The organism is uncultured Porphyromonas sp. (assembly GCF_915070105.1).
GTDB lineage: Bacteria > Bacteroidota > Bacteroidia > Bacteroidales > Porphyromonadaceae > Porphyromonas.
In genome coordinates this window covers 1-24,304 of record NZ_CAJZFJ010000031.1, presented here as the reverse complement: position 1 = coordinate 24,304, position 24,304 = coordinate 1, and the positions used below count along the sequence as shown (strand labels likewise).

Sequence of the window (24,304 nt, the reverse complement as noted above, 5' to 3'; positions counted from 1 at the left end):
CGGCTACTATAGTCAGGAGCAACCGGCCTTTGCCCCAGAGAAGCGTGTCATCGACATCGTGCAGGATATAGCAGACTCCTTCACCCTACCTGCAGGAGCTAATACCGAGCACATCTCTGCCACACAGCTCCTCACCCGCTTTCTCTTCCCCGTAGAGCGCCAATACACACCCGTAGAGAAGCTCAGCGGAGGAGAGCTACGCAGGCTATACCTATGTACCGTACTCGTCAGTGCCCCGAACTTCCTCGTGCTCGACGAGCCTACCAACGACCTAGACATCCTGACCCTCCAAGCCCTGGAGGAGTACCTACAAGACTTCTCTGGCTGTGTACTCATCGTCTCGCACGACCGCTTCTTCATGGATAAGGTCACCGAGCACCTCCTCTGCTTCGAGGGGGAGGGCAAGGTACGAGACTTCCCGGGAAACTATACCTTATATAGAGCCTGGCAAGCAGCACAGGAGGAAGAGCAGGCTCGCCTAGAGTCCAGCCGATCGACTCCCACGACAGAGCCCAAGCGACACAGTACACCTCGCCCTCCCAAGCTCACCTATGCAGAGAAGAGAGAGCTAGAGGGACTAGAGGGGCGCATCGCTGCGTTAGAGCAAGAGAAGGCCTCACTAGAGACGACCCTAAGCTCAGGCACGCTGGAGCATACAGAGCTCCTAGTGACCTCGCAGCGTATAGGTCAGATCGTAGAGGAACTCGATGAACTCGTCCTGAGGCAGCTAGAGCTAGAGGAGAAGGCCGGTTAGCAAAGCACGAATAGACACAAACAGAAGAGACATAAGACATAGAACACATGGGCAAATACAACTGGGATCCCTCCGCCATAGAGCGACTACGCCAGCTCATCACCGAGCGTAGGCGCATCGTCGTACTCCCCCACACCAGCCCTGATGGGGATGCCTTGGGGTCGATCCTTGGCTGGATGCGTATCCTACGTGCCGTACATCCTGAGGCAGAGATACATGCTATCAGCCCCGATAGGATCGAGAACTATCTCAGCTGGCTCCCAGCCCTAGAGGAACTCGTTATCTACCCTGAAGAGGAGGAGCGTGCACTTGAGCTGATCGCAGAGGCGGAGGTTATCTTCCACCTAGATCATAACGAGGTCGGGCGACTACGTTACCCAGCACTCATAGAGGCCGTACGAGAGAGCGGGGCACAACGTATCCTCATCGACCATCATCTCGATCCCGAGGAGGGCTGTAACCCATGCTTCAGCTATCCCAATGCCTCGGCGACCTGTGAGCTCGTCTACCTCCTCACCCAAGCCCTTGGATGGACAGAGCATATCACGGCGGAGACCGCGACACTCCTCCTAGTGGGGATCATCACCGACACAGGACGCTTCATGTACAGCCACCTCTCCCCAGAGCTATTTGAGACGACCTCTGCACTGCTAGCCCTAGGGGCAGACTACCCACTCATCATCGATCGCCTCTCCTACCACAACCCCGAGGCACAGATCCGCCTACAGGGCTATGTCCTCGATCAGCGTATGGAGCTCTATCCTGAGCTCGGTGCCGCCTGCCTTACCCTGACCCAAGAGGAGCTCCAGCAATTTGGGGCTACAAAGGGAGATACCGAGGGCTTGGTGAACATCCCCCTATCGATTGAGGGCATTCACTGCTCCTGCTTCATCAGAGAGGATAAGACGCAGATCAAGCTCTCCTTCCGCTCCACAGGGGACTTCCCCGTAAACGAACTTGCCTCTCTAGCCTTCGGCGGAGGTGGGCACCTAAATGCCGCTGGAGCAGAGTACCAAGGAAATATCGAAGACGCTAAAAATATCTATCTTTGCCAGCTAGAGGAGTTACAACGCAAGTCACTCCCTCAGGCATCTACAGACATCCAATAATGAATAGAATACTCAACTATCGTACCCTCGCACTGCTCCTGATCCTGTCACTACTATTCGGGAGCTGTAAGAAGAAGAGCGACATCAAGCCCCTCTCCCAGCTCAAGAAGGAGCAGCGCCGAGCCATCGACCGCCTCATCTCGTCTAAGAACCTAAAGGTCATCAACCGAGACAATGAGCTCCTACCTGAGGAGATCGATAAGAGCGTCTTCTATCGCCTCTCCAATGGGCTCTATATGCGTGTACTCGACGCTGGAGACAAGGAGAAGAAGGCTGTCGCAGAGAAGACTCGTGTACTCGTCCAGATGAAGGGCGAGGTATTCAATGAGAGCAAGGGAGTACGCTATACGTTCAACTCTCTGAACAATCCCCGCTACGGCGAACTAAAGTTCCTCTATGTCTCCTATTATAATGTGGGCTCGGAGCACTACCGCGCCATCAGTAGTGGGGGCTTCTCAGACTCGCTCGACCACTTGCTCTGCGAGGGGGTAGCCTTTCCGGCCTCACTCCTAGGGAGCGGAGCACGTGTACAGCTCATCATCCCCTTCGAGCTAGGCCCTACTGCCTCCTACACCGAGGGGAACTCGATCTTCGTAGAAGAAGCCCGATACATCTACCAGTAGACTGTCACCATACGCATAGACAAGTACACCACACATGACACTCATCAAATCCATCTCTGGCATCCGAGGCACAATCGGTGGAGCTGCTTCGGAGGGACTCAATCCGATCAGTACGGCTCAGTTCACCGCAGCCTATGCCACCTTCATACGAAAGCACTCAGGTAAGGAGCGCCCCACCATCGTCGTAGGACGTGATGCCCGCCTCTCAGGGATCATGGTCAAGAACATCGTGATCGGCACCCTCCTCGGGATGGGCTGTGACGTCATAGACATCGACCTAGCGACCACACCGACCACGGAGATGGCCGTCGCAGGTAAGAAGGCAGACGGAGGTCTCATCCTCACCGCTAGCCACAACCCCAAGCAGTGGAATGCTCTGAAGCTCCTGAACAGCCGAGGTGAGTTCCTAAGTGACGCTGAGGGCAAGGAGATCCTTCGCCTAGCAGAGACTATGGATATTGACTTCGCTCCTGTCGATCAGCTTGGTCGAGTCATCGAGCAGAAGAGCTACCTAGAGGAGCACATCCAGGCAGTCCTCCGTGCACGAGGCGTAGACGCTGAGGCGATCCGCAAGGCTGGCTTCCGTGTAGCCTTTGACAGCGTAAACTCTGTTGGGGGTGTAGCACTACCAGCCCTATTCAAGGCTCTTGGCGTGGAGCAGGTACATGGGCTCTTTGATGATCCTACGGGAGACTTCGCCCACAATCCCGAGCCCCTACCCGAGCACCTCACTGCTATCTGCGAAGAGGTACGTAGGACATCTGCTGATGTAGGCTTCGTCGTAGACCCAGACGTCGATCGTCTAGCTATCGTAGACGAGCATGGTGAATTCTTCGGAGAGGAATACACGCTCGTATCGATCGCCGACTACCTCCTCGGCCTAAATGGTGGAGGCAACACCGTATCGAACCTCAGCTCCACACGTGCCCTACGAGATGTCACTCTACGTCACGGAGGCTCATACTACGCAGCAGCCGTAGGCGAAGTGAATGTCGTGACGAAGATGAAGGAGGTCAATGCCCTCATCGGCGGAGAGGGTAATGGTGGTGTCATCTATCCCGAGCTCCACTATGGCCGTGACGCATTAGTCGGCATAGCCCTATTCCTCACCATGCTCGCCAAGAGTGGTCGCTCCGTGAGTGAGCTCCGGGCTACCTATCCTAGCTACTACATGAGCAAGCAGCGTGTAGAGCTCTCGGCTGACATCGATCCACAGAGCCTACTTGACCGCCTAGCTCGAGAGGAGCAGGGCAAGGGAGAGATCAACCTCATCGATGGGGTGAAGATCGACTTCTCCGACCGCTGGGTACACGTACGTCGCAGCAATACCGAGCCCATCATCCGTATCTACACCGAGGCTCCCTCTGCCGAGGAAGCCACCGCTCTAGCAGACGAGTACAAGCAGCTCATCAGCTCTTACCTAAGCTAACAAGACATTCTATACGCCCCATAGCCCCCTCACCTCTAGGTCAGAAGGGCTATGGGGCGTCTTATTATTAAATGGTTTACACGAACAAGCATTGGCACGAAAGAGGAAGGAACTACCCCTACTAGAAGGGATATCGATCGAGGGACTAGCAGGCGAGGGCAAGGCGCTCACCCATGTAGATGGGTTGGTGCTCTTTGTCCCCTTCGCTGCGCCTGGTGACGTATGTAATATACAGGTCACAAAGAAGAAAAGTAGTTTCATGGAGGGGAAGATCGCAGAGATCATCACCCCTTCGGCTCAGCGTGTCACCCCTCACTGCTCCCACTTCACTATATGCGGTGGGTGTAAGTGGCAGCATCTCCCCTACTCGCTCCAGCTAGAGGCCAAGGAGCAAGTCGTGCAGGATGCTCTAAAGCGTATCGGCAAGATCGAGGTAGAGCGCTACCTCCCCATCCTCGGATCAAAGCGTACGGAGCGATACCGCAACAAGCTGGAGTTCACCTTCAGTCACCGTCGCTGGCTCTTCCCCGACGAACTCAAGGAGCAGACCGATACCGAGGGACTGGACCTCACGGGGCTAGGCTTCCACCTACCGGGGATGTTTGACAAGGTGCTAGATATAGACCAGTGCCATCTGGGGGCAAAGGTATTAGATGACATCCGTCTCTTCATCCGAGACTACTGCAAGGCTGAGCCCGAGAAGTACCCCTTCTTCGACCTACGTAAGCAGGAGGGCTTCATGCGCACCCTGATGATGCGCACGACCTCTACAGGAGAGATCATGCTCGTCGTAGTCTTCTTCCGTGAAGACCAAGAGGCTCGAGAGGCACTACTCGATGCCATCAAGACACGCTTCCCCGAGATCACCTCCCTCCTCTACGTGATCAACAGCAAGTGCAACGACACCATCACCGATCAGGAGATCCACTGCTATGCAGGTCGTGACTATATCGAGGAGCAGATGGAGGGACTCACCTTCCGTATAGGTCCGAAGTCCTTCTACCAGACCAATAGCGAGCAGGCCTACGAGCTGTACAAGGTCGCTCGTGACTTCGCCGAGCTCACGGGAGAGGAGCATGTCTATGACCTCTATACGGGGACAGGCACGATCGCTAACTTCGTCGCTCGCCAGGCCGCCTCTGTCATCGGTATCGAATATGTGCCCGAGGCGATTGTCGATGCCAAGATCAATAGTGAGGTCAATGGCATAGACAATACCCTATTCTACGCTGGTGACATGAAGGACATCTTGACCGAAGACTTCATCCTACAGCATGGGCACCCCGATGTGATCATCACAGACCCTCCACGGGCAGGGATGCACGAGGAGGTCATCTCCACGATCCTCAGAGCAGCCCCTCAGCGTATCGTCTACGTGAGCTGCAATCCCGCTACGCAGGCTCGTGATCTACAGCTACTGACAGCTACGGGAGACTATCGTGTCACGAAGTCTCGTGCCGTAGATATGTTCCCCCATACACACCATATCGAGAATGTCGTGCAGCTCATCCGCCAGCAGCACTAGTCCTCGACCCTATCCCTGCACTCTATGAGACTACCTAAGAGACTTAGCCCAACGACCCTACTTGTGGTCGCTGGGCTTCTACTTGCTCTCATCTCGAGCATACTGCTGACTCATCGCCGACACACTGAGGCGATCGAGGCTGATCGTATCGCACGTACCAAGCTACCCGATACGCTGCGCGTGGTGACGCTCTCTGGTGCCACGACCTTCTTCGTCTACCGTGACGAGCCGATGGGATACCAGTACGAGCTCGTTCGTCTCTTCGCTGAGCGGATACGTCGTCCTATGAAGCTCTACCTAGCACATGACCTAGACGAAGCCGAGCGACTCGTACGTACCCGCCAGATGGACCTCTGTATCACCCCGAGGGCTGTCACTCAGTCCAGCAAGGAGGAACTCCTCTTCACGGGTCCAGAGGAACTCTCTGGTCTTACTCTCGTACAGCGCCGTGTCCTAAACCGAGAGGATACCGCTCGATATGTGCGTGATGTGACGGGACTCCTTGATCGGACAGTCACTCTACTGGCAGGCTCTCGTGCCGAGGAGCGCATCCAGCGTCTACAGGAGCAGCTAGGGGGTACGATCAATATCAAGCTTCTTCCCTCCGACACCCTCGATAGCGAAGATCTCATCGACCAAGTCGCAGATGGGGTGATCGACTACACCATTGCAGACCAAGAGCTGGCACGACTCGCCAAGACCTACTACCCCAACATCGACATCTCCGTAGAGGTAGGCTTCGCACAGCGTCTACGCTGGTTCACCTCTCCCTACAACGAAGGCTTAGCAAAGGCCCTAGATGAATGGGCGAAGAACATCCCGCAGGAGAAGGCCTTCAAAACCATCTACCGCAAGTACTTCGAGCTCAACAAGAATGAAGACACCTCTTCTGCTGAGCAACCTCAGTCCCCCACTGAACGTATCCCCAAAGGGCCTAAGATCGGGCGAGGCGAACGTACCTATGTCCACGAGGGGGGTATATCGCCCTTCGATACCATCTTCCGCAAGGAAGCCGCACGGCTTGGGTGGCCATGGCAGCTACTCGCCTCCATCGCCTACCAAGAGTCCAACTTCAAACCCACCGTCATCGGCTGGTCAGGTGCACGAGGTCTGATGGGCATCATGCCTCGTACGGGACAGATCTATGGTGCCAGCAAGGAGGAGCTCCTCGATCCTAAGGTCTCCGTACGAGTCGCCGTAGACTGCATCCGAAGTATAGAGAAGATGTTCAAGTCCATCCCCGAGGGAGACGATCGTATCTCAGTAGTCCTCGCATCCTACAATGCTGGCCCGGCTCACCTGCAGGATGCCATCAGGCTAGCCCAGAAGTATGGCTACTCTACGACCAAATGGGCTGGTGGGATCGAAGAGACACTGCGCCTAAAGAGCGAAGCCAAGTACTACAACGATCCCGTCTGCCGAGCAGGCTACCTCCGAGGAAAGGGTGTCGCCCGCTACGTAGAGCAAGTCATGGCACGCTACAACGGATACCTAGAACACACTAGCTCTAAGGACTAACCATCCTACCACCGCCCCCTAAACACATCGTACCATGCCCCCCTCTCGCCTCCCTAACTATCTGCGCCTCGAGACCCTGCACATCACCGATGAGCTCCGGGACTTCTCCGGATACCGCCACATCATGGAGTCCTATAGGTACTCTCGCTTCTTCATCTGCACCCGTGGCTCGTTCACACTCCAAGTCGGCCAAGAGACCTACCAGCTAAAGGATCGAGATGCCTGCTTCGTCTTCATCAATCAGTCCATCCGCATACTGGATCGGCTACCTGAGAGCGAGGCCTACCTCTTCTCGTGGGATGACGACTTCGAGACCACCATCCGCAGAAAGCCTCCCAGCCCTGAGCTCATTAAGAAAATTCTCTTCTATCCCTGCTTCACACTCCGTTCCAATCGCATCGAGAGCTTCATGCAGATACTAATGCTCATTGGGGAGGTCTCGCAGAGAGAGCGGACACAGTACAACATAGACATCCTCCAGTACCTCCTCTCGGCTGCTAGCTGCGAGGTCTTTGCACACTACGAGGAAGACGTAGAGTACGACCCCTCACACTTCTCTCGGCGCAAGATCTACTACGCCGAGTTCCTAGACCTCCTCTTGAAGAACTTCCATCGGGAGCACGCTGCCGAGTTCTATGCGCGTGAGCTCTGTATCTCCATACGTTACCTAGGATCGGTATGCAAGGAGTATGGGGGTGAGACAGCTGTTCAGAGCATCAATAGCCTCTTACTCACCACGGCGAAGATGTACCTAACGAGCTCTAATCTCTCCATACAGCAGATCGCCAGCGAACTGCACTTTGCCTCCCCCTCCTTCTTCTCTCAGTTCTTCCGAAGGCTCGAGGGATGCACTCCCTCCGAATACCGAGCTCGCTATTTCAACTAGTTCAGCTCTCGCCATCCCACCCCTAACGAGACCAGCACCATCGGGAAATTACCTTCCCGATGGTGCTGGTCTCGTTTGTATATATCCCTCATCGCCCGCTCTAGGCTAAGCTGCGTCTACCTCGCCACGGACAGAGACCATACATACCTCCGCTCTCCTCACCCTCCTAAGGATGCCAAGCTCAGACTTACGAAGGGTGATCCCCCGTCCCTATCCAGCCCACAGAGTAGCGATAGATCGGCCACTATGGAGAGGAGCTAAAAGACCATATATATTCACCTGATAATCAACGTGATCTCAAACACGGCGAGAAGGTGGGAGAGGACATTACTAGAGCGATGTAGAGGACTCGGTATGTTCGCCTCCATCACCTTACATAGGTGACGAGGGCGTTCATACCGAGTCCTCTCCTGGGGACATAACTAGTGCATTACTCACCCTCTCGGAATGGTTGTTATGACGAGATAGATGCTTGAGAAGAAAGGATGGATTGCCCTTTATACCTATCATCTAGCTAGCTCAAAGCCATGCCTCACCCAACGGTGGAAGCACCTCCCATCACCTTACCGCATCATACAGATAGCGAGACTAGGGAGGAGGTAGGACTAAGAGAGAAGGACTCTTTGTGGTTATAGCCTTTAGGATAAGGGACAATGTACATCAAGATGAAGCAAGCATATCTGTCGGTGGGGAGAACCCACATACACACTGGGGAGGAGCTACGGGGTGACTGATAAGGAAGAGTAGAGAGTGAATTGGAGGGCTATATCCATACTGGAGCTGGTGCAGAGAGCGGAGGGAGATAGGACGGGCTATTTGAGGAGGGACACTTTCATGCCTGGGAGGAAGGCTATATACAGAGAGGAGGGTGGTCTATGGGGAAAGGAGCAGGAAGGTGCAGAGGGGGATATTTGTGTAGGCGGTGACGGAGCTACTGGGGATAGTGAGGTGACGAATCGTGATGGTAGTGGAGCGGAGGAGAATGTGGGCATAAGGCTGGGAGGGAACGGGGAAGGGGAGGGAGGGGGAAGAGGATCTTGGTTGGGCTTTTATGTTCAAAATATCGCTGTACCTTTGTGAGGTCCACATGGCGACTGATATTCCCATAACGAACTATCTCCCCCAATGAATGACTACAAAAACTACTTCTACTTAGTAGTTCCGCCCAGTAGGAGCGTGCGACAGTCCAACTTCGAGCTCCTGAGGATCGTGGCTATGATCTTCATCCTCATCCTACATGTTGATCACCTCAGTTTTGGTTTTCCCAGCACGCAGGAGATCGCAGCGAGTCCCTTCTCTGCCTTCCTAAGGACGTGGCTGGAGACAATCGCTGTCGTAGCGGTCAATACCTTTGTGCTCATCTCGGGTTACTTCGGGATACGGCTACAAGTGGAGCGGTTTGCAGGGCTACTCTTCCAGTCAGTCTTCTACATCATGGGAGTCTACTTGGTCCTGGTGGCGGTTGGCTGGGAAGCTTTCTCGGTCGGACACTTCGTCCGTTGTCTCTCTCCCCTAGATCCAAGCGGAGGATGGTTCATCCCCGTGTATATAGGGCTTATGCTGCTCTCCCCCATTCTCAATGCCTTCGTCACCCAAGCGAGGGAGAAAGATTTGCTAGGGATCATTATAGCCCTATTGCTGATGCAGAGTGTCTTCGGCTGGGGAATCGACCATCTCAAGGTGGGTGCTGGCTACTCCCTCTTCTCCTTCATCCTGCTCTATCTGATCGGGCAATACCTACGGAAGTACCCGGAGACCTTCTACTCTAAGGGTAAGGCAAGTCGCTACCTAGGTATCTATCTAGGCATCTCCCTCCTCAATGCCTTCATTCCATACGTCGCCTCGGCTCTCCACCTGCTGCTCCCCTCTATCCCGAGCGATCTAGGGAATCACAAGATGATCAGCATCATCCCACTAGCCTATAGCTCTCCACTGAATATCATCGGAGCGGTATGTCTCTTCATCGCCTTCTCACGGCTGAAGATACGGAGCCACCTGATCAATTGGGTAGCCTCCTCCGTACTAGCTGTATATCTCATACACTGCAATGAGCATCTCATCCACCATTTCATCGCCTTTGTACGACAGCTAAGGCTCTATCCTACAGGGACGTTCCTCGTCTACCTCGTAGGCTTCCTCATCGTGGTCTTCATTGGGAGCATTCTCATAGACCAGGTACGGAAGATCCTGTGGGGAGCGATCGTCTTCCCTCTGCTGGACAAGATCCGATCGCTCATCGCCCTACCCTTCTAGTCACAGGGAGGGCAACCGAAGACTTTCCTCTCACAATAATAGTCTCAGCCCCTAAGCAAGAATGTGCTTGCTTAGGGGCTGAGACTATTATTGTGAGGGTATTATAGAGAGGGTATTATAGAGAGGGTGTTTGGGGCATTACTTCTGCCCCCAGGAGCTACGATCTAGACTACGATAATGGATCGCTTCGGCTATATGCTCCTTATGAATAGCCTCCTCTCCTGCGAGGTCAGCGATGGTGCGGGCTACCTTGAGTATGCGGTCGTAGGCACGTGCCGATAGATCTAGTCGCTCCATAGCTGTCTTGAGGCGAGCTAAGCCCTCCGCATCTGGACGGGCAAAGGTCTGCATCTGCGCTGGGGTCATCTGGGCATTGCAGTAGACTCCTGGTGTGCTGGCGAACCGCTGGTTCTGTAGCTCTCGAGCCGCCATCACACGACGACGTATATCGGCACTCCGCTCTGTGGCCTCTTGTCCCGAGAGCTTCTCGAAGGGCACTGGGGTGATCTCCACCTGTATATCGATACGATCAAGCAGAGGCCCCGAGACCTTGCCGAGATACCGCTGCACCTGCTGGGGGGAGCACTCGCAGTGACGAGTGGGATGATTGTAATAGCCGCAGGGGCAGGGGTTCATAGCGGCGATCAGCATAAAGCTCGCAGGGTAGTCCACCGTGAAGCGTGACCGTGCGACCGTGACCATGCGCTCCTCTAGGGGCTGGCGCATGACCTCTAGGACATTGCGGTTAAACTCTGGAAGCTCATCGAGGAAGAGCACCCCATTATGGGCAAGGCTTATCTCTCCAGGCTGTGGAGAACTTCCTCCACCGACCAAGGCTGCAGGTGATATAGAATGGTGTGGAGCACGGAAGGGGCGAGTAGTCAGCAGCGTCACATCCTTGCCCAGCTTACCCGCCACCGAATAAACCTTCGTTGTCTCTAGGGACTCACGTAGGGTGAAGGGAGGGAGGATGCCGGACAGACGCTTTGCCATCATAGACTTGCCACTGCCTGGAGCGCCGATCATCAGGAGGTTATGTCCCCCTGCTGCAGCCACCTCTAGGGCACGCTTGACCGTCTCCTGTCCTCGTACCTCAGCGAAGTCAAAGGGACTTACCCCCTGAGCTTCGTAGAATTCGCCTCGGGTGTCTACCTCGACCTGCGGGAGGAGAGACTGTCCAGAGAGCATCTCGATAACCTCTCGTAGGGAGTGAGCAGAATAGACCTTGAGCTGATTCACCACAGCCGCCTCACGAGCATTGGGCGCAGGGAGGATAAAGCCCTCGAAGCCCTCACTACGTGCCTGTATAGCGATCGGCAATGCCCCTCGTATAGCACGTACGCTCCCATCTAGTGAGAGCTCCCCCATGATCAGGTAGCGATCTAGCAGGTCGGCAGGGATCTGCCCATCAGCAGCCAAGAGCCCGATGGCTAGCGGGAGGTCATAGGCAGCCCCTTCCTTGCGCAGATCGGCAGGGCTCATATTGATCACGATACGCTTGCCAGGGAACTTATAGCCACAGCTCTCGATAGCAGAGATGATACGATCTTGGCTCTCCTTGATAGCGGCATCGGGTAGCCCCACGAGCTGGAAGTAAGAGCCCGGTGTACAGCTGACCTCGACAGTGACTGTCCGTGCCTGTATACTCTGTAGGGCAGCTGCGTATGTTTTGATTAGCATAGTGTGTATGTTCGTGGATCTGATAGTTGGGGTGGCAGGGCTACTTGATCTTCCCTAGGCTATCTATGCGGAAGTGGACGACCTGAGCCTGGCCCTGCACACCATAGAGCTGTCGGACACGGCTCACCAGCCCAAGACTATCAGAGAAGGCTATCCCCTCCAGACTATCCCGACGTAGCTGTGAGCGTGCTACACTATCCGATAGGGTCGGCATCATAAAGACGAAGTAGAGGCTATCGGGCTTAGCTCCAGCCTTGAGGGTCTGCTGCTCCTGCTTCGTCAGCGAAGCCAAGCCCTCAGGGGAAGCAAAGACCAGCAGTACAGGGTGCTTGTGATATAGCTCCGAGAGGTCACGCTGCTTTCCCGAGACATCCTTACCCGAGAAGAGAGGGGCGGAGGTCAAGGGCTGTGGCTTGGGCTGGGCTGGAGAGATTTGTTCCCGCCATTCCTTACCTATCAGGTCAAAGAGACGTACACGTCGCCCCTCGTCATGAGAGACAAGTACCGAGCGGAAGCGTGCCGTATCTAGGTAGAGCTCGAGGCGGGTATCGAAGTTCGTCAGCGTGTCTGTGATCTGGACATCCGGTCCTATATAAGTCACTAGGGCTAGAGTGTCGCCTCCTGAGGGTGAGTCTAGCTGGATCACGAGACGAGAGCCCTTGGGCTGTGAGCTACAAGAGCCGAGAAGGATGGCTACGAAGAGGGAGAGGAATAGGGAATGGAACTTCATCTTCATTTCGTTGAGACTTAGGGTAAGTAACCTTCGCGGATGGAGAAGGTGGAGACGGGTAGCCCTGTGTGTCCGACGAGATTGGCATCGGTATAGGGCTCCCAAGCATAGCGTATCTGGAGCTTCTGTGAGCTTATCCGGCGGGGTAGCGAGATGATGACACGAGCATCACGGAGCTTGATGGGAGGCAGGGGATAGCTGAGGCCATCCTCTCCGATAATCTCAAAGCCCCTCAGCTCCTGACCATCAGAGGTTTTCAGTTCGTCTGTCCCCCCGAAGAGTAGGATCAGGTTATTGCCCTCCCTATATAATGCCTTTAGCCATGGACTCCTATGAGTTAGGGAGCTATAGCCATATTCATTATGCAGAGCTAGCAGTGCCAGGCGGTGAGCTATCGGACGCTTATTTCGTGGGTGTACATCATTAGGCATACCATGATCCGAGGAGACAACCATCTCAAGCCCTTCGGCAGAGCGCATGAGCCTACGCTGGCTTTCACGGAAGTGTGGCCAGGAAGGGCGATTCATAGAGGAGAGCTGTACGTAATAGAAGGGGATATTGAAGCTAAAGACCTGCCTCCAGCTCGTCACGAGTAGGGGGAAGAGACGTGCATGTGCCTCGACATTGTGGGCATTAGACTCCCCTTGGTACCAGAGTATCCCCTGGATGGGAAAGCGAGCCAAGGGTCTTATCCCCGTGTCAAAGAGGTAGGTAGGAGCATAGGGATGACGAGTAAGTGGAGTATCCTGAAGCTTCACATTGAGCGCAGCACGCTCACGCACCCACGGCATAATGAAGTCATTCGTACGCCAGTGGCGGAGGATCTGTGGGAACTCATGCTCCAGCGTATAACGATCGATCCAAGCCTCGGTGGGTGCTCCACCGACCGCATTGATAATAATCCCTACTGGTACATGCAGACTATCCCGTAGCTCCCGAGCGAACTGATAGGCTATGGCTGAGGTCGAGCGAGCTATCTCGGGAGTCGTCCCCCTCCATTGAGTGGGGCGATAGTATTCTAGTCTATTGAGTGAGTCAAGGAAGGAGACAGGCCAGCTGACAGCATCGGTCGTATGAGCAGGCTTCATATCGAAGATTCGCAGCTCAGGATCATAGGCATTATCAGCCAGATCACGATCTGTAGTCTCTCCCAGCATCATAGCCATATTGGACTGACCCGAGCAGAGCCAAACCTCACCTACATAGACTGAGTCCAGCTGATAGCTACGTGACCGAGCCTCTAGGCTAAGGCGGTAGGGGCCTCCTGCTTCCAGAGGAGGGAGGATGATGCTCCAGCGTCCATCCTGACCAGTCCTAGTCGTGTAAGTGGATCCGCCGAAGGTTAGGGAGACATGCTCAAGGGCATTAGCCCTTCCCTCGAGCACCAGAGGCTTCTGGCGCTGCAAGACCATGCCGGAGGAGAGTATCTCGGGGAGAGTAAGCCCGCCATAGTCCCCTGTGATCGCAGCATAGACCTCCCGAGCTATAATCCGAGCACCTGCAGCCGTTGGGTGAACAGCATCGGGAAGGTAATGAGGGTAGCTGTAGAGTGGTGCATGTAGGTCTATGAGCTGTACATCTGCCCCCTTTGCGACCTGCTCGATAGCCTTCTGTATCTGATCCTGCCAGTCTCGTGTACCAGACTCGAAGCGTGGATGCTCCACGCCGATGGGTGTCGTACGTGCGATGAGGATACGTACCTTGGGGTTGGCCTCACGTAGAGCCTCGATGAGGCGGTGATAGTCGGGGACAAACTCATCCCGATAGTTAGGCCAGTTGCGGGGATCGGTATCATTGACCCCAAGGTGGATCACAGCTATATCAGCTCGATAGTCTAGAGCCTTCTGATACTCCTCTTGCTGGATGTAGGGGCGATGACCACGGGCAAGAAGCGTAGCCCCAGACTTCCCAAAGTTGCCCACTTGATAGCCAGAGCCCAAGAGTTGCTGAAGGACTACGGGGTAGGCCTCATGCTCACGATCCTTGAGTAGATAGCCATAGGTAATGCTATTGCCTATGCAGGCTACACGGATCGGGGTCGTACGACGAGGTGCAGCATGGACGGACAGAGAAGCGAATAGGAGTAAGGTGAGGGATAGAAGCTGAGTAGGGAACTTTATCATGGGGAGGGACTTCGATAGTATCGGGTCTATATAGTTAGTATCGGGAGTGTATAGAATAAGGCTTGGTGGCTAGAGCAGGCGTTGCTGCAGGAGATGGATGATACGCTCAATCGTCGCATCCTCTGGGTTATGCAGAGGATCATAGGGGGACTTGAGATTAGCCCCCGTGACTCGGGCGAAGATCTGCCACGTCCAAGCCTTGAAGCCTCCGAGGAAGGTCTTCACCAGCTCGTAGCCTGTCATCCCACATTGGCGATGGACGAGCTTGATGAGGATCTTACCCTGACGCAGGGTGAGGTTCTTCATCTTGGGCGTCATCTCCCGCTTGAGATCCTTCTCCACCTGCTTGAGATGGGCCTCACGAGACTTCTCAGGGAGCGTCTCCATGTATTCGTAGGTCTCGATGATCGTCGAGGCGACATACTTGGCATAGGGATAGGCAATCTTCACATCCCGAATCAGCCGCCAGAGCTGTCTCCGCTCCTCGGGTGTCATAGGACGTACACTCCGTCCTGCATAGATATTCACATCAGGGAGGATCACCTCTATGAGCGTATCAGGCTCCACACTATGCTCTGTCTGGGAGACTACCTGCCCGAGGAGCTCTGTTCCTCCTCCGAGGAGGAGGAACAAGAGCAGGAGCGTATGACGAAGAGAGAAGCTAAAACACATACTCGGGAGCGGATAAGAAAGGGGATGAGAGAGTCCCTACCAAGGGCGAGGAGGGACCTTCAGAGAATATTCTGTAGCTAGTCCGCCTGTAGAGGTCTCACGATAGAGGCTAGGTAGGTCATGCCCCGTCTTGCGCATCACCTCTACAACTTGGTCGAAACTCACACGATGGCGCCCATCGCTAAACGTACCATAGGTATTTGCATCCAGAGCACGAGCAGCAGCAAAGGCATTACGCTCAATACAAGGTATCTGCACCAGCCCACATACGGGGTCACAGGTCAGTCCTAGGTGGTGCTCTAGCGCCATCTCTGCCGAGTACTCAATCTGGAGATTAGAGCCACCGAAGAGTTGGCTAGCAGCAGCGGCACCCATAGCACATGCAACCCCTATCTCACCCTGACACCCTACCTCTGCACCTGAGATAGAGGCATTGGTACGAACGACATTGGCAAAGAGCCCTGCAGTAGCTAGAGCGCGCAGGATACTGCGATCGGGGAAGTCACGACTTGTCTTAAGGTGGTAGAGCACAGCAGGGACTACCCCACAGCTCCCACAGGTAGGTGCAGTGACGACACGCCCACCCGAGGCATTGTGTTCGCTGACGGCTAGGGCATAGGCGTAGACAAGGCCTCTATTCTTGATACTAGCCGAGCCATATCCCTCAGCCTTGACCTTATAGGTTGCAGCCTTACGTCTTAGACCAAGGCCTCCAGGAAGGACTCCCTCAGCCTGTAGCCCTGAGTGGACCGCCTCCTTCATCACCTCCCAGATTTCAGCTAGGAAGTCCCAGATACCCTCACCCTCATAGTGCTCCACATACTCCCAGTAGGTCATATCCTGCTCATGCAGGACGTGCATGATATCTAGGATCCTATGCTGGGGGTAGATCTCTGCGGAGTGCTGTTCGTTGAAGTCTTCGTTGGCGAGCGTCCCACCACCTATGCTATAGACGGTATAGGTATCGAGCACCTTACCATCGGCACCATAAGCCTTGAACTCCATCCCATTAGGATGGAACGGGAGGACAATATCAGGCTTCCAAATAATCTCTGTAGGAGCTATCGGAGTGAGCGTCTCTAGAATAGCTACATCAGTCATGTGACCCTTCCCTGTAGCAGCTAGACTACCATACAGGGTGACTTCGTAGCCAGAGGCTCCAGGGCAACAGGCAACAAACTGCTCAGCCGCCCTCCGTGGTCCCATTGTGTGACTACTGCTGGGGCCACGCCCAATCCGAAATATCTGTCTTATTGTCTCCATCTCTATTTTGTAAACGTCTCTCCCCCTACCTTTATTTGCTAGTGTTGAGGGTATTTTGCTGAACTCAAAAATACGAAAAAGCCCTATTATACGGGCTCTATCCACACCTTCGCTCTACACAGGATCACTATAAGAGCTCTATATGAGAGCTCTACATATAGTGAGGCGCATCATAGCCAGGGCTATAATGCGCCTCCTAGATACCCTTTAGCAGGGTAAGGGTGGGTTATGGCAGGCTAATCCTCTGCCTTGACTTCCCAGTAGGGATCCTTCATGAGGACGTCTTCGAGTGAACGGATGCCAGGCTTCTGAGCCTTTACCTCCTCGATCTGCTGAGCGACTGCCTCATCATAGCATATATCCTCTACATCTCGGATCACACCGAAGGCTACGGGGAGGTCACTACCTTCACTCGTACCCATCATAGCAAGCATGGTGTGTAGGGTAGGATCTGCCTCGTGAGCATCATGCGTGAGGACATCATCGAGGGTATAGCCATCTTCTCCGATCGTCACAGCCTTGAGGCGAAGACCATCGAGGACAATCCCCTTGTTCTTCTCCTTACCGAAGATCATCTTCTCTCCGTGGCGGAGTACCACAGAGCGGTCATCACGCACTTCACGCTGAGCGATCCCCTTGTGGACACCATCATTGAAGATCACACAGTTCACCAGTACCTCGACGATAGCTGCACCCTTGTGCTTAGCACACTCAAGCATACATTGCCCGAGGAGCTTCATATCGATATCGAGCGAACGAGCGAAGAAGCGACCACGTGCACCGAAGCAGAGCTCTGCTGGGATGAATGGATCCTCTACTGTACCATAAGGAGAGCTCTTAGAGACAAAGCCACGTGCCGATGTAGGCGAGTACTGTCCCTTCGTGAGTCCGTAGATACGGTTATTGAAGAGGATGAAGTTCAGATTAACATTACGTCGGACAGCATGGATGAAGTGATTACCTCCGATAGCTAGGCTATCTCCGTCCCCTGTAGCAATCCACACACAGAGGTCTGGACGAGCCGTCTTCAGCCCTGTGGCAATAGCTGCTGCACGACCATGGATGGTGTGGAAGCCATAGGCATTCACATAATAGGGTAGACGTGATGAACAGCCAATCCCAGAGATGACAGCTGTCCTCTCTGTTGGGATGCCGAGGTCAGCCATAGCCTTCTGCAGGGTAGCAAGCACCCCATGGTCTCCACAGCCTGGGCACCAGCGTACGTATTGGTCACTCTTAAAGCTCTTGGCGTCTAGCTTAACGCCACTAACATTCGTATCCATTGCTGTTATTCCTCGATAAGGTTAATGAATTCTTCTACTAGCTGGGAGAGCACGAAGGGCTGACCTGTGACTTCATTATACTGACGTGGGTAGAAGTCGGAGATGAACCCACGCAGGTAGCGAGCGAACTGACCACTATTCTGCTCGACGACGACGACCTTCTTATAGCGACGTAGTAGCTCCTCTGTATTGAGTGGTAGAGGATTGATGAAGCTGAAGTGTAGGTGAGCGATCTTATGACCACGCTCACGCACTCTATGCGTAGCCTCATATAGATGACCATAGGTGCCCCCCCATCCGACGACAAGGAGCTCTGCATCCTGATCACCCTCTACCTCGAGCTGAGGTATGCAGTTAGCGATATAGTCTACCTTTTCCTGACGTGTCTTGACCATGAGGGCATGGTTAGCAGCATCGGTGCTGATAGCGCTGGTCGTGTAGTTCTTCTCTAGACCACCGAGACGGTGCTCGAAGCCTGGAGTACCAGGGACAGCCCAATAGCGTACCTTGGTCTCCTGATCACGGAAGAAGGGCTTCCAGTTCTCAGCCGTCACCCCCTCAGGGAGCTTAGAGACGTAGTTAGGTTCAATAGTAGGTAGACTCTTTAGATCTGGGATACGCCATGCCGAGGAGCCGTTGGCGATGAAGGAGTCGGTGAGTAGGACGACAGGTGTCATGTGCTCTACTGCAATCTTGGCAGCCCAATAGGCATAGAGGAAGCAGGTGTCAGGGGTCGTAGCAGCTACGACTGGCATAGGGGCCTCACCATTTCGCCCATAGAGAGCCTGCATGAGGTCGGTCTGCTCACTCTTGGTAGGTAGCCCTGTCGAGGGACCACCTCGCTGTACGTCGATGATCACTAGTGGGATCTCTGCCATCACAGCTAGACCTGTAGCTTCACCCTTTAGAGCTAGCCCAGGGCCAGAGGTCGTGGTCACAGCAAGGTCGCCTGCGAAGGCTGCACCAATAGCTGTACAGATACCAGCGATCTCATCCTCTGCCTGCACAGTCTTTACCCCAAGCGCCTTATGCTTAGCGAGCTCATGGAGGATATCCGTAGCGGGAGTGATGGGGTAGCTACCGAGGAAGAGATCTAGGCCTGCACGCTCGGAGGCGGCGATCAGACCATAGGCTGTTGCCTTATTCCCATTGATATCGAGATAGCGACCTGGGATCGGCTTCTGAGTCTCGATGCGGAAGATACTTGCGGAGGCATGGGTGTTATGCCCGAAGTCGTAGCCATGGTTGAGCGAGGCGATATTAGCATCTCGTAGCTGAGGCTTCTTGCCGAACTTGCGTTCGAGGAAGTGCTCAGCATGCTCTAGTGGACGATCGCAGAGCCAGCAAATCAGCCCAAGAGCAAACATGTTCTTACAGCGAAGAGCCGACTTGGCATCCAGCCCGAAGTCCTTTAGACCTTCCTTCACGATCGTGGAAATCGGAGCAGGGATGATCTGCTGAGTCTTCAGCCCGAGTTCCTCGAAGGGCTCATCGGTAGTGTACTCAGCCTTGCGTAGGTCATTTGTAGTGAAGGAGTCGGTATCAATGATGATGATTGAGTCCTTCTTCAGATGCCCTACACTCACCTTGAGTGCTGCAGGGTTCATAGCCACGAGGATATCTGCACGTTCCCCAGGGGTACGTACAGCACGAGAGCCTATCTGCACCTGATAGCCAGATACCCCACTCAGGGTACCCTGAGGTGCACGAATTTCAGCTGGGAAGTCAGGGAACGTGGAAATGGTGTTCCCCGTCATGGCGGAAAGGTCAGAGAAGATCGTCCCCGTCAATTGCATCCCATCACCCGAGTCTCCAGAGAATCGAATGACGATGTCTTTGAGCGTTTTGACCGCTTTCTGTTCGTCCATAGTTCTTTATATATCTGATGTGTGTCATTGCGGCACGAGCCTTAGCACTGCTGTGAGAGTATGGTTGTGATAGCACCGTTACTTGTAGTCAAGGCCGTCCTACGCCGACATTCTGTTGCATCTTCTAATATGCAAGACAAAGCTAAGGAATTAACTACACCTAAGCAAATTATTTCCGTTTCCTATCATAATTCATAGGTGCCTCCCTCCTTTTACCCCAAAGTAACCAATAGGTACACCCCCAGGAACTCCATTTTTACATATCTTATGCATTTCTGTATAGTAATATCCGTAGACTTCCCTACCTTACGTATTTACGACCCTCTAGCATCTGACAAAAGGGCTTGTATCCCCTCTGTGTCTTCAGGGTGATACCAGTGCACCTCGGGATCCCGCTTCCACCAAGTGAGCTGCTTGCGGGCATAGTGGCGGCTGTTGCGCTGGATGAGGCGAATAGCTTCGTCAAGGGAGACTGTGCCATCGAAATAGGCAAATAGTTCCTTATAGCCTACCGTATTGAGTGCATTGAGGCGACGATGGGGATAGACCGCTCTAGCCTCGGCCTCCAGCCCTAACGACATCATCTGAAGTACCCGCTCATCGATGCGAGTATAGAGTTCCTCGCGCTCTCGGGTTAAGCCAATCTTGATGATATCGAAAGGGCGAGATTTCGCTAGCCCCGTATGGAAGGAGGAGAATGGTCGTCCCGAGGAGAGGCATACCTCGTAACCATGTAGGACACGCTTGTAGTTCTGGTGATCTACTGTAGCATAGTACCTAGGGTCAAGGTGCTCCAGCTCGGAGAGAATAGGGGCTAGCCCCTCCGTCTCATAGCGATTCCAGACCTCTGCCCGAATGGTAGGATCCACATCGGGTATCTCATCGATACCTCGGCATACAGCATCTATGTACATCATAGAGCCTCCCGAGAGGAGCTGGATTGCGTGGTCTGCAAAGAGTCTCTCTAGTAGACTCAGCACATCAGCCTCGTAGCTGGCCGCACTATAGCCCTCGGTGACACTATGCGTCCCCACGAAGTAATGAGGCACAGCAGCCCGCTCCTCTGGAGTCGGGGCTGCTGTGCCTATAGGTAGCTCACAATAGATCTGTCGGGAGTCTGCCGAGAGGATGCTACAGCCTAGCTGGCTAGCGAGCTGCACCCCTAGGGCAGTCTTCCCTACACCCGTAGGACCTAGGAGCACTACGAGCGTAGGACGCTGGTCTCTAGTAGAGGCTCTCTGCATCGGCTATATCGAAGCCCTCAAGGTCGATATCATCCTCATCTATGGAGTCCTCCTCGAGGCTGTCCTCATCCCACACCTCACCCGAGGCTGGAGCGACAGAGCGAGAGGCGGCCACATCTATAGAGGCAAGCTGCTGAGGAGCCTTCCCCTCCGCATGCGTGATAACCGGCTTATCCAAGCTCTTCCCAGGGATCATCTCTACGAGCTCGATGAAGAAACCTCGCTCGGAGAGCATATCGAAGACGAAGAAGAGGTGCTGCCCCTTGTGATCAAGTAGCTCCTCGAGGGCGGTACTCTCCATCAGATAGCTGTCGTACTCGGAGCCCATCCCCATATCCATCATCGTGACCTCCTGCTCCTTCTGCCAAGCTTCGTCGCAGATGTGGAAGGTAGTCAGCTCATCATGGGCATAGCCTACCGCATCGAGGATGAAATCATTCAGCTCGAGGAACGTGGCTTCGGAGTCGATCTGTAGCTCTCGCTTGAAATAGTCGTTCTCATCAGAGAGCATTAATAGACGATAGATCATTCGGCAATCGGTATACTAAGGGGTGAGTAATTACTTCGTAGCAGGGGTGAGACGCAGATGGAGCTCATCGAGCTGCTCCTGATCAATAAGCGAAGGAGCATCGATCATCACGTCACGTCCTGCATTATTCTTGGGGAAGGCGATGCAGTCTCGGATGCTATCCAGCCCAGCAAAGAGCGAGACGAAGCGGTCGAGACCATAAGCCAAGCCCCCGTGGGGAGGAGCACCATACTTGAAGGCATTCATTAGGAATCCGAACTGCTCCTGAGCCTTCTCTGGCGTAAAGCCAAGGAGGTCAAACATACGTGCCTGGAGCTTGCTGTCGTGGATACGGATCGATCCACCACCGACCTCTACGCCGTTGATGACCATATCATACGCATTGGCACGTACTGCGCCTGGATCGCTATCCAGTAGGGGAATATCCTCGGGCTTGGGCGAGGTGAAGGGGTGATGCATCGCATAGAAGCGCTGTGTCTCCTCGTCCCACTCGAAGAGCGGGAAGTCTACCACCCAGAGGCAGGAGAACTTCTTCTTATCTCGTAGTCCCAACTGTGAGCCCATCTCTAGTCGGAGCTCCGAGAGCTGCTTCCTTACCTTCATCGCATCACCACCCGAGAGGATGAGGATGAGGTCACCAGCCTTGGCACCAGTCTCTGTGGCTAGGCTCTGGAGCGTCTCCTGCGTATAGAACTTATCGACACTACTCTTGACGGTACCATCAGCCTCTACACGAGCATAGACCATGCCAGAGGCGCCTACCTGAGGACGCTTCACGAAGTCCGTGAGCGCATCCAGCTGCTTGCGGGTATAGCTAGCTGCACCTGGTGCAACGATTGCCCCGATGTAGGCTGCGTTATCAAAGACCGAGAAGCCATGCCCCTGTAGGACATCCTTCACCTCTACGAACTCCATACCGAAGCGAGTATCGGGCTTATCAGAGCCGTAGCGCTTCATCGCCTCATGCCAGCTCATACGAGGGAAGGGCATAGGGATATCCAAATCGAGTAGTTCCTTGAAGAGGTACTGCGTCATACCCTCAAAGATAGAGAGCACATCCTCCTGCTCCACGAAGCTCATCTCACAGTCGATCTGTGTGAACTCAGGCTGGCGGTCAGCACGTAGGTCTTCATCACGGAAGCACTTCACGATCTGGAAGTAGCGATCGAAGCCACTGACCATGAGGAGCTGCTTGAAGGTCTGAGGAGACTGTGGTAGGGCGTAGAACTGGTTGGGGTTCATACGTGAGGGGACGACGAAGTCACGAGCACCCTCGGGGGTGGACTTGATGAGGACTGGGGTCTCTACCTCTAGGAAGCCTTCGGCATCGAGGTAGCGACGTACTGCTAGGGCAAAGCGGTGACGTAGCTCGAGGTTGGACCTCACACAGCTACGACGTAGGTCTAGGTATCGATACTTCATCCTGAGGTCATCCCCACCATCGGTATCATCCTCGATCGTGAAGGGAGGTACCTCCGAAGGGTTGAGAATACGAAGGGAGCTAACGGCGATCTCAATATCCCCAGTCGGGAGCTTAGGGTTCTTATTCTCACGCTCAGAGACTATGCCCACGACCTGGATCACATACTCACGCCCGAGCTTCTCGGCCTCAGCGACAAGTCCTTCGCCGACGACAGCCTCATTGAAGACGAGCTGTGTGATCCCATATCTATCTCTTAGGTCGATGAAGGTCATCCCCCCCATACGACGTGCCTTCTGAACCCAACCAGCGAGCGTCACCTGCTCCCCGACGTTGCTGAGGCGCAGTGCGCCACAGGTAGTAGTACGATACATATCTTTTTCTTCTCCTTGGATGGACGAGGCTCCTTTGAGCTGTCACTTCGCCCTTTGTAGTAATAATGTTTCTACCACAAAAATACAAAGTTTTCAGTGTTCCTCCGCTACCTATACATTCCTCCCATAAGTATAGCACTACGGACAAAAAGGCTTAGCGGAAGTAGACCTCATACCCTAGGCTACCTATACCAGTACACGACGACACGACATAGATACATGAGGTCATATCATTACACCTCTATTCACTACATCGTTATCCAGATGGAGTCACCACGTACCCCTCCTCGATAGAGCTGGAAGCCCTCATAGAGCTTGGGGGCTGATTTCGGAGTGCCCCTCATTCGGATCACCCTCCATCCTATACCGTCATTGTCCATAGTCGTATCCTTAGCCCCCTAGTCTGGGATAGCAATGGGATACTGCCCTCGGATAAGGCGGAAGGCCAGTAGGCTGTAGATGTACTCTACGCTCACTCAGAGCAGGGAGGCACTGCGATCGGTCACTTCAGCGTATCCAGCGGGTTCACCTCTGTGTACCAGCTGACCCGCAGGCTCATCGTGATCTGAGCCTCGGCACTGAGCATCGCGAAAAGGAATAGCCCAGTCCTCAAGCCTTTCACTCCACCAGAGGTTCATCTTCTTGCTCTTTCCTTGGGTCAAGAAGAGGATAGTATTGCTTGAGGAGCATATAGAGAGGCGTATCATATCCACACTCCCTAAATTTATAGATCACTCGCTCTGTCACATCAATGAGGATAGGCCGATCCTCCTCATGAGAGACAACAAACTGGTGCTTCCTACCAGAAGACCAAAATATTCCACCTCCAGCGACGACTTCCTTCAGCCCCCAATCTCGCTCCAGCTTAGCTCGGGTCATCGCCACATAGAGCAGCTCACGGAACTCTGGCTCGGGTGCTGGAACGAGAGGATACTGCCCTGGCCCTTGTCCCGAGAGCGCGCTTCTGAACCATCCTGTGCGTCCTCCACGAAGGAATGAGGTCGTTACAGAGATCGAATCA

At 54.1% G+C, this 24,304-nt stretch carries 19 protein-coding genes; 8 read left to right on the top strand and 11 right to left on the bottom strand.

The features are described from left to right. From QZ554_RS04635 to QZ554_RS04600, 8 genes are all read left to right on the top strand, one after another. The coding region (locus tag QZ554_RS04635; protein ID WP_297194703.1) for an ATP-binding cassette domain-containing protein at window positions 1-754 on the top strand (754 nt) is incomplete at its 5' end. A gap of 47 nt (window positions 755-801) precedes the next feature. Continuing rightward, window positions 802-1,863 carry a bifunctional oligoribonuclease/PAP phosphatase NrnA gene (locus QZ554_RS04630; RefSeq protein ID WP_297194702.1) on the top strand — a complete coding sequence of 354 codons (1,062 nt, stop codon included), beginning with the start codon at window positions 802-804 and terminating at the stop codon, window positions 1,861-1,863. Continuing rightward, window positions 1,863-2,486 carry a DUF4827 family protein gene (locus QZ554_RS04625; RefSeq protein ID WP_297194701.1) on the top strand — a complete coding sequence of 208 codons (624 nt, stop codon included), beginning with the start codon at window positions 1,863-1,865 and terminating at the stop codon, window positions 2,484-2,486. Before QZ554_RS04630 ends, QZ554_RS04625 begins: the two co-directional genes overlap by 1 nt. A gap of 34 nt (window positions 2,487-2,520) precedes the next feature. Further along, window positions 2,521-3,915 carry a phosphoglucosamine mutase gene (gene glmM / locus QZ554_RS04620; protein WP_297194700.1) on the top strand — a complete coding sequence of 465 codons (1,395 nt, stop codon included), beginning with the start codon at window positions 2,521-2,523 and terminating at the stop codon, window positions 3,913-3,915. Between the two features lie 91 nt (window positions 3,916-4,006). Continuing rightward, entirely contained in the window at window positions 4,007-5,440 is a 1,434-nt protein-coding gene (gene rlmD, locus QZ554_RS04615; protein WP_297194699.1) for a 23S rRNA (uracil(1939)-C(5))-methyltransferase RlmD, read from the top strand. Window positions 5,441-5,464: 24 nt separating this feature from the next. After that, window positions 5,465-6,958 (top strand): transglycosylase SLT domain-containing protein, encoded by a 1,494-nt coding sequence (locus QZ554_RS04610; RefSeq protein ID WP_297194698.1) that lies wholly within the window; start codon window positions 5,465-5,467, stop codon window positions 6,956-6,958. A 34-nt stretch (window positions 6,959-6,992) separates the two neighbouring features. After that, window positions 6,993-7,844: a helix-turn-helix transcriptional regulator gene (locus QZ554_RS04605; protein ID WP_297194697.1), complete on the top strand. Its 852-nt coding sequence runs from the start codon at window positions 6,993-6,995 to the stop codon at window positions 7,842-7,844. Between the two features lie 1,125 nt (window positions 7,845-8,969). After that, a complete protein-coding gene (locus QZ554_RS04600) occupies window positions 8,970-10,097 on the top strand; it encodes an acyltransferase family protein (RefSeq protein ID WP_297194696.1) in 1,128 nt (375 codons plus the stop codon). 138 nt (window positions 10,098-10,235) lie between these two features. On the opposite strand, the gene QZ554_RS04595 is transcribed toward QZ554_RS04600, so the two are convergent. The 11 genes from QZ554_RS04595 to QZ554_RS04545 form a co-directional block, all read right to left on the bottom strand. After that, window positions 10,236-11,777, bottom strand: coding sequence for a YifB family Mg chelatase-like AAA ATPase (locus QZ554_RS04595; RefSeq protein WP_297194695.1), 1,542 nt, complete (start codon window positions 11,775-11,777; stop codon window positions 10,236-10,238). A gap of 40 nt (window positions 11,778-11,817) precedes the next feature. Further along, on the bottom strand, window positions 11,818-12,513 hold the full coding sequence (locus tag QZ554_RS04590) for a hypothetical protein (RefSeq protein WP_297194694.1): 696 nt from the start codon (window positions 12,511-12,513) through the stop codon (window positions 11,818-11,820). 11 nt (window positions 12,514-12,524) lie between these two features. Beyond that, window positions 12,525-14,630 (bottom strand): GDSL-type esterase/lipase family protein, encoded by a 2,106-nt coding sequence (locus QZ554_RS04585; RefSeq protein ID WP_297194693.1) that lies wholly within the window; start codon window positions 14,628-14,630, stop codon window positions 12,525-12,527. Between the two features lie 69 nt (window positions 14,631-14,699). Next, on the bottom strand, window positions 14,700-15,302 hold the full coding sequence (locus QZ554_RS04580) for a DUF4294 domain-containing protein (RefSeq protein ID WP_297194692.1): 603 nt from the start codon (window positions 15,300-15,302) through the stop codon (window positions 14,700-14,702). A gap of 36 nt (window positions 15,303-15,338) precedes the next feature. Next, complete coding sequence (locus QZ554_RS04575) at window positions 15,339-16,565, bottom strand: L-serine ammonia-lyase, iron-sulfur-dependent, subunit alpha (protein WP_297194691.1); 1,227 nt, start codon at window positions 16,563-16,565, stop codon at window positions 15,339-15,341. Between the two features lie 236 nt (window positions 16,566-16,801). Continuing rightward, window positions 16,802-17,848 carry a 2-oxoacid:ferredoxin oxidoreductase subunit beta gene (locus QZ554_RS04570; protein WP_297194690.1) on the bottom strand — a complete coding sequence of 349 codons (1,047 nt, stop codon included), beginning with the start codon at window positions 17,846-17,848 and terminating at the stop codon, window positions 16,802-16,804. A 5-nt stretch (window positions 17,849-17,853) separates the two neighbouring features. Then, window positions 17,854-19,716, bottom strand: coding sequence for a 2-oxoacid:acceptor oxidoreductase subunit alpha (locus QZ554_RS04565; RefSeq protein WP_297194689.1), 1,863 nt, complete (start codon window positions 19,714-19,716; stop codon window positions 17,854-17,856). Window positions 19,717-20,030: 314 nt separating this feature from the next. Further along, window positions 20,031-20,960 carry a tRNA (adenosine(37)-N6)-dimethylallyltransferase MiaA gene (miaA, locus tag QZ554_RS04560; RefSeq protein WP_297194688.1) on the bottom strand — a complete coding sequence of 310 codons (930 nt, stop codon included), beginning with the start codon at window positions 20,958-20,960 and terminating at the stop codon, window positions 20,031-20,033. Beyond that, entirely contained in the window at window positions 20,941-21,489 is a 549-nt protein-coding gene (locus tag QZ554_RS04555; RefSeq protein ID WP_297194687.1) for a hypothetical protein, read from the bottom strand. Before QZ554_RS04555 ends, miaA begins: the two co-directional genes overlap by 20 nt. Window positions 21,490-21,519: 30 nt before the next feature. Further along, entirely contained in the window at window positions 21,520-23,283 is a 1,764-nt protein-coding gene (aspS, locus tag QZ554_RS04550; protein WP_297194686.1) for an aspartate--tRNA ligase, read from the bottom strand. 618 nt (window positions 23,284-23,901) lie between these two features. After that, window positions 23,902-24,304 (bottom strand): hypothetical protein (locus tag QZ554_RS04545; protein WP_297194685.1); only part of this gene is annotated, 403 nt, incomplete at its 5' end.

Excerpts from the sequence above, each read along its gene's own strand:
- QZ554_RS04555 (WP_297194687.1), bottom strand. The coding sequence starts at position 21,489 with ATGATCTATCGTCTATTAATGCTCTCTGATGAGAACGACTATTTCAAG.
- QZ554_RS04570 (WP_297194690.1), bottom strand. The coding sequence starts at position 17,848 with ATGGATACGAATGTTAGTGGCGTTAAGCTAGACGCCAAGAGCTTTAAG.
- glmM (WP_297194700.1), top strand. The coding sequence starts at position 2,521 with ATGACACTCATCAAATCCATCTCTGGCATCCGAGGCACAATCGGTGGA.
- QZ554_RS04565 (WP_297194689.1), bottom strand. The coding sequence starts at position 19,716 with ATGGACGAACAGAAAGCGGTCAAAACGCTCAAAGACATCGTCATTCGA.
- QZ554_RS04630 (WP_297194702.1), top strand. The coding sequence starts at position 802 with ATGGGCAAATACAACTGGGATCCCTCCGCCATAGAGCGACTACGCCAG.
- QZ554_RS04575 (WP_297194691.1), bottom strand. The coding sequence starts at position 16,565 with ATGGAGACAATAAGACAGATATTTCGGATTGGGCGTGGCCCCAGCAGT.
- QZ554_RS04585 (WP_297194693.1), bottom strand. The coding sequence starts at position 14,630 with ATGATAAAGTTCCCTACTCAGCTTCTATCCCTCACCTTACTCCTATTC.
- QZ554_RS04625 (WP_297194701.1), top strand. The coding sequence starts at position 1,863 with ATGAATAGAATACTCAACTATCGTACCCTCGCACTGCTCCTGATCCTG.
- QZ554_RS04610 (WP_297194698.1), top strand. The coding sequence starts at position 5,465 with ATGAGACTACCTAAGAGACTTAGCCCAACGACCCTACTTGTGGTCGCT.
- QZ554_RS04580 (WP_297194692.1), bottom strand. The coding sequence starts at position 15,302 with ATGTGTTTTAGCTTCTCTCTTCGTCATACGCTCCTGCTCTTGTTCCTC.
- QZ554_RS04595 (WP_297194695.1), bottom strand. The coding sequence starts at position 11,777 with ATGCTAATCAAAACATACGCAGCTGCCCTACAGAGTATACAGGCACGG.
- QZ554_RS04605 (WP_297194697.1), top strand. The coding sequence starts at position 6,993 with ATGCCCCCCTCTCGCCTCCCTAACTATCTGCGCCTCGAGACCCTGCAC.
- miaA (WP_297194688.1), bottom strand. The coding sequence starts at position 20,960 with ATGCAGAGAGCCTCTACTAGAGACCAGCGTCCTACGCTCGTAGTGCTC.
- QZ554_RS04600 (WP_297194696.1), top strand. The coding sequence starts at position 8,970 with ATGAATGACTACAAAAACTACTTCTACTTAGTAGTTCCGCCCAGTAGG.
- QZ554_RS04590 (WP_297194694.1), bottom strand. The coding sequence starts at position 12,513 with ATGAAGATGAAGTTCCATTCCCTATTCCTCTCCCTCTTCGTAGCCATC.
- aspS (WP_297194686.1), bottom strand. The coding sequence starts at position 23,283 with ATGTATCGTACTACTACCTGTGGCGCACTGCGCCTCAGCAACGTCGGG.